Here is a 14,102-nt window from a genome sequence, read left to right on the forward strand (position 1 = left end):
CCGGCCGGGCCCTGAACGGTCCGGGCCGTCTCCGGGCCGTCTCCGGGCCGTGAACGGCCCTGAACGGTCCGCCCGTCCCGTCTCAGCCGCACCCCACCCCTCCCGCCCCGCGCCCCCGCACCCGCTGCCCGCCGTCCCCGGCGGGCAGCGCCCAGCGCCCCGCCGCCTTCGTGCGCCGAACCCGAGGAACCGGCATGCCACCCCTGCTCGACGTCCGCCACCTCACCACCCGCATCACGACCAGCCGCGGCACCGTGCGGGCGGTCGAGGACGTGTCGTTCACCCTGGAGGCCGGCGAGACCCTGGGCCTGGTGGGCGAGTCCGGCTGCGGCAAGTCCATGACCGGCCTGTCGCTCATGGGCCTGCTGCCGCCGGGCGGCGCCGTCGCCGCGGGCTCCTCCGTCCTCCTGGACGGCCGGGAGCTCGTCGGGCTGCCGGCCCGCGAGATGCGGCGGGTGCGCGGCAACGACATCGCGATGGTCTTCCAGGACCCGATGACCTCCCTGGACCCCACCAAGACCATCGGCCACCAGGTCGCCGAGCCGGTGCTGCTGCACCAGGGCTGCGGCCGGGCCGAGGCGCGGGAGCGGGCCGTCGAGGTCCTCGGGCTGGTCGGGCTGCCGCAGCCCCGGCGCCGCCTGGACGACTACCCGCACCAGCTCTCCGGCGGGCAGCGGCAGCGCGCGCTGATCGCCATGGCGCTGGCCAACGAGCCCCGGGTGCTCATCGCCGACGAGCCGACCACGGCCCTGGACGTCACCATCCAGGCGCAGATCCTCGCCCTCCTCGCCGACGTCCGCGCCCGCCTGGGCATGGCGATGATCCTCATCACCCACGACATGGGCGTCACCGCCGGCAACACCGACCGGGTGCACGTCATGTACGCCGGCCGCATCGCGGAGAGCGCCGACACCGACCGGCTCTTCGACCGCATGCGCCACCCCTACACCCAGCGGCTGCTCGCCTCGGTGCCGCGGCTGGACCAGGACCCCGCCCGCGAACTGCCCGCGATCCCCGGCCTGCCCCCGACCTCGTCGACCCGCCCGCTGGGTGCCGCTTCGCCGACCGCTGCCCGTACGCCACCGCGCGCTGCCGGGAGCAGGAGCCCGTCCTCACCGGCACCGGCGGGCACCTGCACGCCTGCTGGCACCCGGTCGACGGCCCGGTGCCGCTGGTGGGCCCGGTGCCGACGGAGAGCCCGCTACCGCCGGACGCCGCGGGGCCGCTGGACGTCCCGCCGCCTGCGCCGTCCCCGCCCGGCCCTCGCGTCAGGGCCCGTCCGCGAGCAGCAGGGGACCCGGAGCACCCGTACGTGGAGAGTCCTGGGCGGGAAGACCCGGAACCGGAGCACCCGGACCCGGTCGGCGGCGGTCCGGGCGCCGGGGGAGGGGTGCCGCCGCTGCTCGAAGCGCGCGGTCTGGTCCGCGTGTACCCGCTGCGCGGCGCCCGGCTGCCCGGCCGGCCCCGACGGGCCGTGCACGCGGTCTCCGACGTCTCGTTCACGCTCGCGCCGGGCGAGACCTTCGGCCTGGTGGGCGAGTCCGGCTGCGGCAAGACCACCCTCGGCCGGCTGCTGGTCGGCCTGGACCGGCCCGACGCGGGCACCGTCGCCCTGGACGGCACCGACCTCGGCTCCCTGCGCGGACGCGAGCTGCGCCGGCGCCGCCGCGACCTCCAGATGGTCTTCCAGGACCCCTTCTCCTCGCTCGACCCGCGCATGCGGGTCAGCGCGATCCTGCGCGAGCCGCTGGCCATCCAGGGCATCGGCACCGCCCGCGAGCAGCACGCCCGGGTGGCCGACCTCATGGCCGAGGTGGGCCTGCCGAAGCGCGGCCTCGACCTCTTCCCGCACGAGTTCTCCGGCGGCCAGCGCCAACGCGTCGGCCTGGCCCGGGCGCTGGCGCTCACCCCCAAGGTGATCGTCGCCGACGAGCCCGTCTCCGCCCTGGACGTGTCGGTCCGGGCCCAGGTGCTCAACCTGATGAAGCGCCTGCAGGCCGCGCACGGGCTGTCGTACGTGGTCATCTCGCACGACCTGGCCGTGGTGCGGCACCTGGCCGACCGGATCGGCGTGATGTACCTGGGCCGGCTGGTCGAGTCCGGCACGGCGGAGGACGTCTGCGTGCGGCCCGCGCACCCGTACACCGCCGGGCTGCTGGCCGCCGTGCCCGTCCCGGACCCGGCCGCCGAGCGGGCCAAGCGCGGGCAGGCCCCCGGCGGGGAACTCCCCGATCCGGCGGCGCCGCCGAGCGGGTGCCGGTTCCGTACCCGCTGCCCGCTCGCCCAGGAGCGCTGCGCCCGCGAGGAGCCGCTGCCGCGCGCCTTCGGCCCCGGCCACACCGCGGCCTGCCACTTCCCGCTGCGCACCCCCCTTGAGGACCACGCGGACGGGGCCGGTGCCGACCGGGTCCGGCCGGAGGGGCTCAGCCGCTGACCGGCTGTCCTCGGGTCCGCAGCCGGGCTCCCCCGGGCGTTCCGCGCGCCTCCTGCCCGCCCGGAACGGCCGACCGATATCATCGGGTCAGGTCGTGCGGGCATGGGGCCCGTGGTTGCGGTTGGGGGTCTGGCATGGTTGCCGGTCGGGTCGTGCGGTTCGACGGTGCGCGCGGTTACGGGTTCATCGCACCGGAGACCGGTGGGGAGGACGTCTTCCTGCACGTCAACGATCTGCTGATCCCGGAGTCGTTCGTCCGCTCCGGAGTGCAGGTCGAGTTCGAGGTCGAGGACGGCGAGCGGGGGCTGAAGGCCTCCTCGGTCCGGTTGGCGCACGACGCCGACCCCGTCAGCCGGACGCCGCGTCCCGTCGGCGGCGGCGACCTGGAGGACCCGATGTGCGACGTGCTCAGCGAGGACGAGTACACCCGGGACGTCACGGAGCTGCTGATCAAGTCGGCGCCCTGGCTGACGGGTGAGCAGATCGTGCAGATCCGGGGCCAGTTCGTCCGCTTCGGCAAGGGCCACGGCTGGATCGAGGACTGAGCGCGCCGGGCGTGCCCGGGCCTCGGCCCGGCTACTCGCCCGTCGTGCCGTCGAGCAGCTCGCGGACGATGTCGAGCTGCCCGACGTGGCGGGCGTACTCCTGGAGCAGGTGGAAGAGGATGCGCCCGAGAGTGGGCGCGTCCTCCGGGGTCCGGAAGCGTCCGCCGAGCCGGGCCCGGTCGTCCAGCGCGGCGGCGGCCGCGACCGCGGTCGCCGCCGCCACCTCCGCTCGGTAGCCGGCCAGCACCTCCTGGCTGCTCCGGCCCGCCGGCACGCCCCACTCCTCGGCGTCGCCCCCGGCCGGGTACGCGATGACGTCCTCGGCGGCGAACCCCCAGCGCATCCAGCGGCGTTCGACCCAGCCGAGGTGCTGCACCAGGCCGAGCGGCGACCAGCCCATCGGCTCGACCGGAGCCCGCAGCAGCGTGTCGGGGAGCCCGGCGAGCTTCCGCTCCAGCGTCTCGCGGTACCAGTCCAGGTACCCCAGGAGGAGTTCACGCGGGTCCACCGCCGCGGTGGCCGGACCGTCCAGGGGCGCGGGCGTCTGCTCGGGCGGCTGAGGCACCCTCCGACCCTAGCGCTGCTCCGGACGTCGGCGCGGCACGCCAGGACGGGACGCGCCGGGACGGGACGGGCGGGGACGGCGCGGGCCTCCGGTGCGGTGCCCTCCCGCGGGCGGGTGGCGGAGCTGTCGGCGGTCCGGATCAACGTGGCGCCGCCCTCGGCGGCGGACTGTTTCTGGCGTGTTAACGCTCACAGGCAGAGCTGCGCCAGCGTGCCGGAGCCGTGTGCTGGTCGCGCGCCTGCCGAGGGAGCCGGAGTCCGCAGCCGGCGCGCCCGGTGTCCCGCGCCCGACGTCCGAGGACGTCCGCCGCGCCGCGCCGCGTTGGACGATGGGCCGACCGCTGCCGGGTTCGCGGTGCCAGGCGGGCCCGGTCGGGCCTCGGTGCGGTTCGGCCCGTACGTCCTGCCGGGCGCCGGGCGCCGGGGACGGGCGCCGGCCGGCCCATCGTCCGACGCGGCGCGCCGCGCGTGGCGACGCGGTCCGCGGTGCGCCACTCCGTCCGGACGCCGCCGGTCGACGGGTTGGACGACGTGGCTGCCGCCGTTCGGCGCACCCGGGCGCGTGCGGCACCGTCGCGACGGCGCCTCGCCGAACGGCGGGCCGGCCGTCTCCGCGTCGGCCCCGCCGAGGCCCGGCGGGTCGCGCCTCCGTCGGTGGCCAGGCCCCGCAGAGCGTCCCCGAGCACGGCTCCGCGGCTTTCCTTCCGGTTTGGCGCAGCTCCCTTGACGCCCCTGCCTGTGAACGCTAACAATGATGCCCATCACGGATCGGAGCCCCATGTCGCAGACCGCTGACCGTACCGGCGGCCCCCGGAAGGCGCCCACCATGGCGGACGTCGCCCAGGTCGCGGGCGTGTCGCACCAGACGGTGTCGCGGGTGCTGAGCAACCACCCCAACGTGCGCGAATCGACCCGGGCCGAGGTCCTGCGGGCGATCGAGCAGCTGGGGTACCGGCGGAACTCCTCGGCACGGGCGCTGGTCACCCGGCGCACCCTCACCCTGGGCGTGGTGGCCTGCAACCCCACGCTGTTCGGCCCCTCCAGCACGCTCTTCGGCCTGGAGGAGGCGGCCCGTGACGAGGGGTACATGGTCTCCGCGGTCACGCTGCGCAGCTACTCGGCCGCCGCCCTGAAGGAGGCGATCGACCACCTCAGCGACTGGGGGGTGGAGGGCATCGTGGTGATCGTCCCGCACCGGGAGGCGGTCAGCGCACTGGCCGAACTGCGTCTGCCCTTCCCCGTGGTGACCGTGGAGGGCGGCCACAGCCTGCCGATACCCGGCGTGTCGGTCGACCAGCGACTGGGCGCGCGGATGGTCACGAGCCATCTGCTGGCGGCCGGCCACAAGACGGTCTGGCACGTCGCCGGGCCGCCGAGCTGGCTGGAGGCCGAGGCCCGGATCGGCGGCTGGCGCTCGGTACTGGAGGAGGCCGGCGCGGTCGTGCCGCCGCCGCTCCAGGGCGACTGGACACCGCTGTCGGGCTACCGCGCCGGCCAGGAGCTGGCCGGCCGGGTGGCGGCGGGCACCGCGGGCCGCGGGGCCCCGGAGGTGACCGCCGTCTTCGTCGCCAACGACCAGATGGCCCTCGGGGTGCTGCGCGCCTTCCGCGAGGCGGGTCTGTCCGTCCCCGGCCAGGTGGCCATCGCGGGCTTCGACGACATCCCCGAGGCCGAGTTCTTCATGCCCCCGCTGACCACCGTCCGGCAGGACTTCGCCGCGGTCGGCCAGGCGAGCATCCGCCTGCTGGTCAGCCGCCTGGAGTCCGGCGGCACCGAGGGCGACGACGAGCGCGTGGTGATCGAGCCGCGGCTGATCGTCCGAGGCAGCAGCACCCCTTCCTGACGGACGCACCCGTCCCGACGGACGCACCGCATCCGCAGGCGAACGCGGCGGCGCCCCAGCGGGCCGCCGCGCGCGCCGCCCACGACTGGAGGAGACCATGACCACCGATCCGCCCGCCGTCACCGTCGGCATCGACTTCGGCACGCTCTCGGGGCGCGCCCTGGTCGTCGCCGTCGAGGACGGCCGGGAGCTGGGCAGCGCGGTGCACGAGTACACCCACGCGGTGGTGGACCGCAGGCTGCCGGGCGGGACGCCGCTGCCACCGGACTGGGCGCTCCAGGTGCCCCAGGACTGGCGCGACGTGCTCCGCGTCGCCGTGCCCCGGGCGCTGGCCGCCGCGGGGGTGCGGCCCGAGCAGGTGGTCGGCGTCGCCACCGACTTCACCGCCTGCACGGTGCTCCCCACCACCTGGGACGGCACCCCGCTGTGCGAGCTGCCCGAGTTCTCGGGGCGCCCGCACGCGTACCCCAAGCTGTGGCGCCACCATGCCGCGCAGCCCGAGGCCGACCTCATCGTCGCCCGGGCCGAGGAGAGCGGACAGCCGTGGCTGGCCCGCTACGGCGGGAAGATCTCCAGCGAGTGGCAGTACGCCAAGGCGCTCCAGGTGCTGCGCGAGGACCCGGCCGTCTACGCCGCCGCCGACCGCTGGATCGAGGCCGCCGACTGGATCGTGTGGCAGCTCACCGGCGCCGAGAGCCGCAACCCGTGCACCGCCGGCTACAAGGGCATCCACCAGAACGGCCGCTACCCGGACGAGGGCTTCCTCGCCTCGCTGCACCCGGGGTTCGCCGGCTTCACCGCCAAGCTGGAGCACCCGCTGACGCCGCTGGGCGCCCCCGCCGGCAAGGTCACCGCCCAGGCGGCCGAGCTGACCGGGCTGCGCGCGGGCACCGTGGTGGCCGCCGGGAACGTCGACGCGCACGTGACCAGCGCGGCCGCCCAGGCCCTCGACCCCGGCCGGATGCTGGCCATCATGGGCACCTCCACCTGCCACATCATGAACTCCGACGTGCTCGCCGAGGTCCCCGGCATGTGCGGGGCGGTCCGTGACGGCGTGGTGCCGGGACTGTGGGGGTACGAGGCGGGACAGAGCGGCGTGGGCGACATCTTCGCGTGGGCCGCCCGTACGGCCGTGCCGGAGGAGTACGCGGTGGAGGCGCGCCGCCGCGGGATCGGCGTCCACGAGCTGCTGACGGAGCGGGCGGCGGCCCAACCGGTCGGCGGCCACGGGCTGCTGGCGTTGGACTGGCACAGCGGCAACCGCTCGGTGCTGGTCGACCACCACCTGTCCGGGCTGGTCGTGGGGCTGACGCTGGATACGCGGCCCGAGGACGTCTACCGGGCCCTGGTGGAGGCCACCGCGTTCGGCACCCGCACCATCGTCGACGCCTTCGAGGCGGCCGGCGTCCCGGTGGCCGACCTCACCGCGGCCGGGGGGCTGCTGAGGAACCGCTTCCTGATGCAGGTCTACAGCGACGTGCTGAACCGCCCGATCCACCTGCTCTCCTCCGAGCAGGGCCCGGCCCTCGGGTCGGCGATCCACGCCGCGGTGGCCGCCGGGGTCCACCCCGACATCCGCGCCGCCTCGGCCGCCATGGGCCGCCGCGAGGAGCGCGCCTACACCCCCGACCCCGCCCGCGCGGCGGCGTACGAGCCCCTGTACGCCGAGTACCGCGCACTGCACGACCACTTCGGTCGGGGCGGCAGCGATGTCATGCACCGGCTGCGAGAGCTGCGCTCGGCCGCACTCTCCCGCTAGCGGTGTGAGCGCTCACCCTTGGTGTTGTGAGCGCTCACATCCACCCACCCCACCCTCCTCCCACCTTCTTCGAGGTCGGCAATGGTCATGAACGCAGGTTCCCTCCCCCCGGGCACGGCGGCCGCGGTCGCCGCGCTCCGCGAGGAGGTGAGCGCCCTGCACCAGGAACTGGTCCGCTACAACCTGGTCGTGTGGACCGGCGGCAACGTCTCCGGGCGGGTCCCCGGGCACGACCTGTTCGTCATCAAGCCCAGCGGCGTGCCGTACGACCGGCTGACCGCCGCGTCGATGATCGTCTGCGACCTGGACGGCGAGGTGGTCGACGGCGACCTGTCGCCGTCCTCCGACACCGCCGCCCACGCCTACGTCTACCGGCACATGCCCGAGGTCGGCGGTGTCGTCCACACCCACTCCACCTACGCCTGCGCCTGGGCGGCCCGCGGTGAGCCGGTGCCGTGCGTACTGACCGCCATGGCCGACGAGTTCGGCGCCGAGATACCCGTCGGACCGTTCGCGGTGATCGGCGACGACTCGATCGGCCGGGGCATCGTGGAGACCCTCGCCGGGCACCGCTCGCCGGCCGTGCTCATGCAGAACCACGGCCCGTTCACCATCGGCGAGGACCCGCGCGCCGCCGTGAAGGCCGCGGTGATGTGCGAGGACGTCGCCCGCAGCGTGCACATCTCCCGCCAGCTCGGCCGACCGCTGCCGATCGACCCCGACGCGGTCGACCGGCTGCACGACCGCTACCGGAACGTCTACGGCCAGCCCGGGCCGTCCGCCCAGTGAGGAGCCTGCCAGCATGACACCGCCCGCCGCACCCGAGGTCTGGTTCCTCACCGGCAGCCAGGGACTCTACGGAGCGGACACCCTCCGCCAGGTCGCCGAGCAGTCCCGCGCCATCAGCGACCAGCTCGCCGCCGCCCCGGACGCCCCGGCCCGGGTCGTGTGGAAACCCGTGCTCACCGACTCGTCGTCCATCCTCGCCCTCGTCCTCGCGGCCAACGCCGACCCGGCCTGCGTCGGGCTGATCGCGTGGATGCACACCTTCTCCCCGGCCAAGATGTGGATCGCCGGCCTCGACGCGCTCCGCAAGCCGCTGCTGCACCTGCACACGCAGGCCAACACCGCGCTGCCCTGGGCCACCATCGACATGGACTTCATGAACCTCAACCAGGCCGCCCACGGCGACCGGGAGTTCGGGTACATCCAGTCCAGGACCGGCGTCGCCCGCAAGACCGTCGCCGGCCACGTCTCGGACCCCCGGACGGCGCCCCGCATCCACGGCTGGATGCGCGCCGCCCTCGGCCACGACGCGCTGCGCCGGCTGCGGCTGGCCCGCTTCGGCGACAACATGCGCGACGTCGCCGTCACCGAGGGCGACAAGGTCGAGGCGCAACTGCGGTTCGGGGTGTCCGTCAACACCTACGGGGTCAACGACCTGGTGGCCGTGGTGGACGCCGTCGAGGACGCGGCCGTGGGCGCCCTCGTCAAGGAGTACGCCGACGCCTACCGGCTGGCCCCCGAACTGCTCCACGACGGCGGCCGGCACGAGGCCCTGCGCTACGCCGCCCGGATCGAACTGGGCCTGCGGGCCTTCCTCGACGACGGCGGCTTCGGCGCCTTCACCACCAACTTCGAGGACCTCGGCGGCCTTCGGCAGCTCCCCGGCATCGCCGTGCAGCGGCTGATGGCCGACGGCTACGGCTTCGGCGGCGAGGGCGACTGGAAGACCTCCGCGCTGCTGGCCGCCCTCAAGGCGGCCGGCGCGGGCGCGCCTGGCGGCACCTCCTTCATGGAGGACTACACCTACCACCTGGTGCCCGGCGAGGAGCTCATCCTCGGCGCGCACATGCTGGAGGTGTGCCCCAGCATCGCGGCGGACCGGCCCAGGTGCGAGATCCACCCGCTGGGCATCGGCGGGCGCGAGGACCCGGTCCGGCTGGTCTTCGACGCCGCGCCCGGCCCGGCCGTCGTGGTCGGCCTCGCCGACATCGGCGACCGGTTCCGGCTGGTCGCCAACAGGATCGACGTCGTCCCGCCGCTGGAGGAGCTGCCCAGCCTCCCCGTCGCCCGCGCCGTCTGGCGGCCCAGCCCCGACCTCGGCACCTCGACGGAGGCGTGGCTGACCGCGGGCGGCCCGCACCACACGGTGCTCACCTCGGCGGTGGGCCCGGAGGTGCTCGGCGACTTCGCCGACATGCTCCGCACGGAGCTGCTGCTCATCGACGAGACCACCGACATACGGCAGTTCGCGAAGGAGATCCGCTGGAACCAGGCGTACTACCGGCTCGCCGGCGGCCTCTGAGCCGACGGCCCCGCGCCCGGGGTCCCGGGCCCGCCGGGGCCCTGGCCCCCGGGCTCCGGGACCGGCTCCGGCCCGGGCCGTGCGGCGCGTGGGCACGGCCGGCCGCTGGGCCGGCGCGGCGGGCCGGACCGGGCCGGCAGCGGTGCTTCCGCCCGGTCTCGACCCGGGCCGGGCGCCGCTTTCGGCGCGAACAGCCCCTGTGCGGTGCGGGCGTCCGGCGATCGACGGCATTGATGAGCCGTCAGATTCAGGGCGACATTCGCATGCTCTGACGCGTCGTCATATACAGCCATTTCCACCCGAACGCGCCTACCGGAGAGGTGATTTGGGCGGACCGGCGACGGTTCGGGTGTAGTGGAGGCGCCATCGCGGACGGCTCTTTTCTTCGCCCCGACGCCTTGACGCCATGCCGGTGAACGCTAACACTCTCTGCCATGCGAAGGAGCGCCGACGCGGCAGCGGTGCCGTCGCCGCGTTCAGGCGTGTCAGGTCCATGACATAAGTGGCGCGGTGTCCCGGTTCCGGTCCCGTCGGCGCGGCGGTGCGGGTGTCCGGCCGTCCGGATCGGCCGCCGGCCGGGAAGGGCGGGCGCCAACGGCGCTCGCGTGCCGGCGTCCCCTCGCGGGTGCCGCAGGTGGGCGCTTGCGCGGCAGTCCTTCCGTCTTGATGTGAGCGCTAACAGGCCGCGAGGCCCTTCTGAAGAGGATGTCGATCATGCGTGGTGTTCGGTCCAGCGGTTGGTCCGGCGGACGGTCGGGATCGGGTCAGGGCGCGGGCCGGCGGGTGCGGCCGGTGCGGTGGGGCGTCGCCGGGGTGGCGGTGGTGGCGGTCTTGGCGGCCGGCGCGTGCAGCAAGAGCGGCGCCGGCGGCGGGTCCACGTCCTCGGGCTCCGGGGCGGGCTCCGGCTCCCGTTCGAGCGCGTCCGCGCCGGCGGTGACGATCAAGGGCGACATCACCTTCAACGACGCGAACCTGGCCAAGCTCGACGCCGCCCTCAAGGCGGCCCTGGCGGGCAAGGACCTGTCCAAGCAGGATCTCGCGATGGTGGTGAACGTCGCGACCGACTACTGGAACGCGGGCAAGACCGGCTTCGACAAGGGGGTGTCCGACCTCGGCGTGAAGGGCACCTACCAGGCGCCGGCGAACGGGCGGCTGGACCAGCAGCTGTCCATCATCCAGACGCTCCGCGGCCAGGGGATCACCGGCATGAGCGTGTCGGCCATCGACCCGACGGCGATCAAGGCGCCCATCTCGTCCGCGAACAAGGCGGGCATCCCGGTGCTGGCCATCGACTCCCCGCTGCCCAAGGAGGACGGCGCGGCGCTGTACCTGGGGACGCCGAACTACGAGGCCGGGCAGAAGGCCGGTGAGGCGATGAAGGAGGCGCTCGGCGGCAAGGGCCAGGTGGCCGTACTCGTCGGGTCGTTGACCACCTCCAACGCGGTGGAGCGGATCTCCGGGTTCGAGGACGCGTTGAAGGGCTCGGGGGTGAAGGTGGTGCAGAAGCTGAGCGACGCGATGGACGCGTCGAAGGCGCTGTCCAACGCGCAGACCGTGATCCAGACGAACCCGAACGTCAACGGCCTGTACGGGGTGTACTCGTACGACGGACCGTCGGCCGGCCAGGCGGTGCAGTCGGCCGGCAAGGCCGGCAAGGTGAAGATCATCTCCGACGACAGCGACCCGCAGACGCTGAAGTTCGTCCAGTCCGGGGTGATCCAGGCCACCGTGCTGCAGCAGCCCTACCAGCAGGGGTACACCGGGGCGTACCTGCTGGCCGCGCTGAAGGTGCTGGGCAAGGACGCCACGATGAGGATCGTCCAGCCCTACCTGGAGTCCGACGGGACGACGCTCAGCTCCGGGGTGGGGCTGGTCACGCAGGGCAACCTCGCGGACTACCAGGCCAAGCTCACCCAACTGGGCATCGGATGACGGCCGTCGGGAGCGAGATCGCCGCGTCGCTGCGCGGGGTCACCAAGTCCTACGGCCCCGTGAAGGTGCTGGACATCCCGCGCCTGGACCTGACACGTGGCCAGATCGTCGCGGTGGTCGGTGAGAACGGGGCCGGAAAGTCCACGCTGATGGGCGTGCTGTCGGGGACGGTCACCCCCACCACCGGCGCCGTCGAGGTCGCCGGGCGGGCGCTGACCCCCGGCCGGCCCGACCACGCGCGGGAGCTCGGGGTGGCGCTGGTCGCCCAGGAGTTCCCGCTGGTGGGGAAGGTGAGCGTGGCGGAGAACCTGCTGCTGGGCCGGCGCCCGGCACGGGCCGCGGGCGGACCGGTCGGCCGGTTCGTCGTCGACCGCTCCGCCACCCGGGCCGAGGCACGGGCGCTGCTGGCCGAGGTCGGCATCGGACAGGTGGACGTCGACCGGCCGGTGGAGCGCTTCCCGGTGCCGGTCCGGCAGATGATCGAGATCGCCAAGGCGTGGGGCCACCACCCGGTGGTGCTCATCCTGGACGAGCCGACCTCCTCGCTCGGCCCGGTCGAGGCCGGCCGGGTGCTGGAGCTCGCCCGGCGGCACGCCGCCGCCGGGGGAGCGGTGCTCTTCATCGGGCACCGCCTGGACGAGGTGCGGGCGGTCGCCGACCGGGTCGTCGTCCTGCGCGGCGGCAGGCTCGTGGCCGACCTCGCTCCGGAGGAGGCATCCGAGGAGCGGATGATCCGCGAGATGGTCGGCAGCGAGCTGGCCCGTGCCGACCTCGCCCCGCCCTCCTCCGTCGAGCGGGCCACCACCCTGTCCGTGCGCGGCCTGACGGCCGACGGCCTGGGGCCGGTGGACCTCGACGTCAGGGCGGGCGAGATCGTCGGCGTGGCCGGGCTGATGGGCTCCGGCCGAAGCCGGCTGCTGCACACCGTGATGGGCGCCCAGCCGCGGACCGGCGGCGAGGTCCTCTTCGACGGGGCGGCGTTCCACCCGCGCCATCCGGCCGACGCGGTCCGGGCCGGCATCGGCCTGGTGCCCGAGGACCGCAAGGCGCAGTCGCTGCTGCCGTCGCACTCCGTGCGGTGGAACGTCACACTGGCGACCCTGCGCCGGATCAGCCGGCGCGGCGTGCTCCGGCCGCGCGCGGACAGGGAGCACGCGGCGCGGATCGTCAAGGACCTCGGCGTTCGGCTGCGCAGCCAGGAGCAGCCGATCGCGGACCTGTCCGGCGGCAACCAGCAGAAGGCGGTCTTCGGCCGCTGGCTGGCCGCGGAGCCCAGGCTGCTGCTCCTGGACGAGCCCACCCGCGGGGTGGACGTCGGAGCCAAGGCGGAGATCTACGCGCTGATCGACGCCGCCGCGCAGGACGGCCTGGCGGTCCTGGTGGCCTCCTCCGAACTGGAGGAGCTGCTGTGGATCTGCCACCGGATCGTGGTCATGTCGCACGGCGAGATCGTCGCGGACCTGCCGCGGGAGCGGTTCGGCAAGGAAGTGATCATGACGGCGGCGGCCGGCACGCGGACCGGTGCGGCCAGGCAGGGGAAGGCGAGCGCATGAAGACCAGTACGGCCGCGGTGCCGGCCGAGGCGGTGGCCGGCGGCGGCGGACGCGGGCCGCTCGCCCGCCGGCTGCTGGAGACGCCCGAGGTGGGGGTGGTCGCCGCCTGCGTGATCGTGTTCGTCGCGCTGGCACTGGACAAGTCCTCGTTCGCCGGCGCCGTCAACCTCCAGGGCATGGGCTTCGACCTGGCCCAGTACGGGCTGATCGCGATCGGCGAGTCGCTGGTGATCCTCACCGGCGGCATCGACCTGTCGGTCGGCGCGCTGCTGGGCACCAGCGTCATCCTGATGTCCTGGTTCAACGTCCGGGCCGGGCTGCCCCCGGTCGTCGCGATCCTGCTGACGCTGCTGATCGCCGGCGCCGTCGGGCTGGTGCACGGACTGGCGGTCACCCGGCTGAAGATGGCCCCCTTCGTGGTGACCCTGGTGACGTACACCGTCGCCCAGGGCGTCACGCTCGCCATCACCTCCGGCACCTCGATCACCGGCATCGGCGGCACGTTCAGCGACCTGGGGCAGACCTACGTCGCCCAGGTGCCGCTGCCGCTCATCCTGTTCGTCGTCGTCGCGGTCGTCGCCTGGTTCTTCCTGGAGCGCACCTACGCCGGCCGGCAGGTGTACGCCGTCGGCGGCAACCCCGAGGCGGCGCGGCTGGCCGGAATCCGCGGCGACCGGCGGGTGGTGTCCATGTACGTCACCAGCTCCCTGCTGTCGGCGTTCGCCGGAATCCTGGTGCTCGGCCGGATGGGGGTCGGCTCCGCGAGCGGGGTGGGCGTCGGCTGGGAGCTCTCGGCCATCGCCGCCGCGGTGATCGGAGGCGTCAGCCTGGTCGGCGGGCAGGGCCGCATCCTGGGCATCGTCGCCGGCACGATCCTGCTCGAACTCATCAACAACGGTCTGACGACTCTTCAGATCAACCCCAACTACACCGACATCGTGCTCGGTTGCGTGCTCGGCCTGGCCATCACCGCCGACCGGCTGCGAGCCAGAAGCATCGCCCGGCGCGGCTGACCCGCACGACCCGAACCGTCGTTTCCGGACGGGCCGCCACCCCGACGGGAGCCCCCCGACCGTCCGAACGCGCCTGACCGCGCCGTCGCCTCCCGGCGGCGCGGGGCAGCCGTCGGCGTGCCCGCGACATGCCGCCCCTCCCTCCGTGCGC

The 14,102-nt window shown here is 74.4% G+C and carries 11 protein-coding genes and 1 pseudogene; 10 read left to right on the forward strand and 2 right to left on the reverse strand.

Going from position 1 to position 14,102, the window contains the following annotated elements; genetic code table 11:
* Positions 1-194: 194 nt before the first annotated feature.
* The 3 genes and pseudogenes from BS72_RS38090 to BS72_RS10850 form a co-directional block, all read left to right on the forward strand.
* Positions 195-1,033: pseudogene (locus BS72_RS38090) on the forward strand (ABC transporter ATP-binding protein); the annotation flags it as partial.
* Positions 1,034-1,312: 279 nt separating this feature from the next.
* Positions 1,313-2,434, forward strand: coding sequence for an ABC transporter ATP-binding protein (locus BS72_RS38095; protein ID WP_232792365.1), 1,122 nt, complete (start codon positions 1,313-1,315; stop codon positions 2,432-2,434).
* Between the two features lie 134 nt (positions 2,435-2,568).
* A complete protein-coding gene (locus BS72_RS10850) occupies positions 2,569-2,979 on the forward strand; it encodes a cold-shock protein (protein ID WP_037908970.1) in 411 nt (136 codons plus the stop codon).
* A 31-nt stretch (positions 2,980-3,010) separates the two neighbouring features.
* Here the strand turns inward: BS72_RS10850 and BS72_RS10855 are convergent, their stop codons facing one another.
* Entirely contained in the window at positions 3,011-3,544 is a 534-nt protein-coding gene (locus BS72_RS10855; RefSeq protein ID WP_037908972.1) for a mycothiol transferase, read from the reverse strand.
* 777 nt (positions 3,545-4,321) lie between these two features.
* Between BS72_RS10855 and BS72_RS10860 the strand changes: the two genes are divergently transcribed.
* The 4 genes from BS72_RS10860 to araA all read left to right on the forward strand — a co-directional run bounded on the left by BS72_RS10860 (position 4,322) and on the right by araA (position 9,453).
* The gene (locus BS72_RS10860) at positions 4,322-5,386 is read left to right on the forward strand and encodes a LacI family DNA-binding transcriptional regulator (protein WP_037908975.1); all 1,065 of its coding nucleotides are present in this window, start codon (positions 4,322-4,324) and stop codon (positions 5,384-5,386) included.
* A gap of 97 nt (positions 5,387-5,483) precedes the next feature.
* A complete protein-coding gene (gene araB / locus BS72_RS10865; RefSeq protein ID WP_037908977.1) occupies positions 5,484-7,145 on the forward strand; it encodes a ribulokinase in 1,662 nt (553 codons plus the stop codon).
* A gap of 87 nt (positions 7,146-7,232) precedes the next feature.
* A complete protein-coding gene (locus tag BS72_RS10870; RefSeq protein WP_037910045.1) occupies positions 7,233-7,934 on the forward strand; it encodes an L-ribulose-5-phosphate 4-epimerase in 702 nt (233 codons plus the stop codon).
* A gap of 13 nt (positions 7,935-7,947) precedes the next feature.
* The gene (gene araA / locus BS72_RS10875) at positions 7,948-9,453 is read left to right on the forward strand and encodes an L-arabinose isomerase (protein ID WP_037908980.1); all 1,506 of its coding nucleotides are present in this window, start codon (positions 7,948-7,950) and stop codon (positions 9,451-9,453) included.
* A gap of 764 nt (positions 9,454-10,217) precedes the next feature.
* Here araA and BS72_RS38100 read toward each other — a convergent pair.
* Positions 10,218-10,397, reverse strand: coding sequence for a hypothetical protein (locus BS72_RS38100; RefSeq protein WP_232792322.1), 180 nt, complete (start codon positions 10,395-10,397; stop codon positions 10,218-10,220).
* Here BS72_RS38100 and BS72_RS10880 point away from each other — a divergent pair.
* The 3 genes from BS72_RS10880 to BS72_RS10890 are packed head-to-tail and all read left to right on the forward strand — an operon-like array spanning position 10,387 to position 13,951.
* Positions 10,387-11,385, forward strand: coding sequence for a substrate-binding domain-containing protein (locus tag BS72_RS10880; RefSeq protein WP_232792323.1), 999 nt, complete (start codon positions 10,387-10,389; stop codon positions 11,383-11,385). The two genes, BS72_RS38100 and BS72_RS10880, sit on opposite strands and share 11 nt — an antisense overlap.
* A complete protein-coding gene (locus BS72_RS10885; protein ID WP_037908984.1) occupies positions 11,382-12,938 on the forward strand; it encodes a sugar ABC transporter ATP-binding protein in 1,557 nt (518 codons plus the stop codon). The genes BS72_RS10880 and BS72_RS10885 overlap by 4 nt, the downstream gene beginning before the upstream one ends.
* Positions 12,935-13,951, forward strand: a complete 1,017-nt coding sequence (locus tag BS72_RS10890; protein ID WP_037908987.1) for an ABC transporter permease — start codon at positions 12,935-12,937, stop codon at positions 13,949-13,951. The genes BS72_RS10885 and BS72_RS10890 overlap by 4 nt, the downstream gene beginning before the upstream one ends.
* Positions 13,952-14,102 lie beyond the last annotated feature (151 nt).

The organism is Actinacidiphila yeochonensis CN732 (assembly GCF_000745345.1).
Lineage (GTDB): Bacteria > Actinomycetota > Actinomycetes > Streptomycetales > Streptomycetaceae > Actinacidiphila > Actinacidiphila yeochonensis.

Excerpts from the sequence above, each read along its gene's own strand:
- BS72_RS10890 (WP_037908987.1), top strand. The coding sequence starts at position 12,935 with ATGAAGACCAGTACGGCCGCGGTGCCGGCCGAGGCGGTGGCCGGCGGC.
- araA (WP_037908980.1), top strand. The coding sequence starts at position 7,948 with ATGACACCGCCCGCCGCACCCGAGGTCTGGTTCCTCACCGGCAGCCAG.
- araB (WP_037908977.1), top strand. The coding sequence starts at position 5,484 with ATGACCACCGATCCGCCCGCCGTCACCGTCGGCATCGACTTCGGCACG.
- BS72_RS10850 (WP_037908970.1), top strand. The coding sequence starts at position 2,569 with ATGGTTGCCGGTCGGGTCGTGCGGTTCGACGGTGCGCGCGGTTACGGG.
- BS72_RS10885 (WP_037908984.1), top strand. The coding sequence starts at position 11,382 with ATGACGGCCGTCGGGAGCGAGATCGCCGCGTCGCTGCGCGGGGTCACC.
- BS72_RS10870 (WP_037910045.1), top strand. The coding sequence starts at position 7,233 with ATGAACGCAGGTTCCCTCCCCCCGGGCACGGCGGCCGCGGTCGCCGCG.
- BS72_RS10860 (WP_037908975.1), top strand. The coding sequence starts at position 4,322 with ATGTCGCAGACCGCTGACCGTACCGGCGGCCCCCGGAAGGCGCCCACC.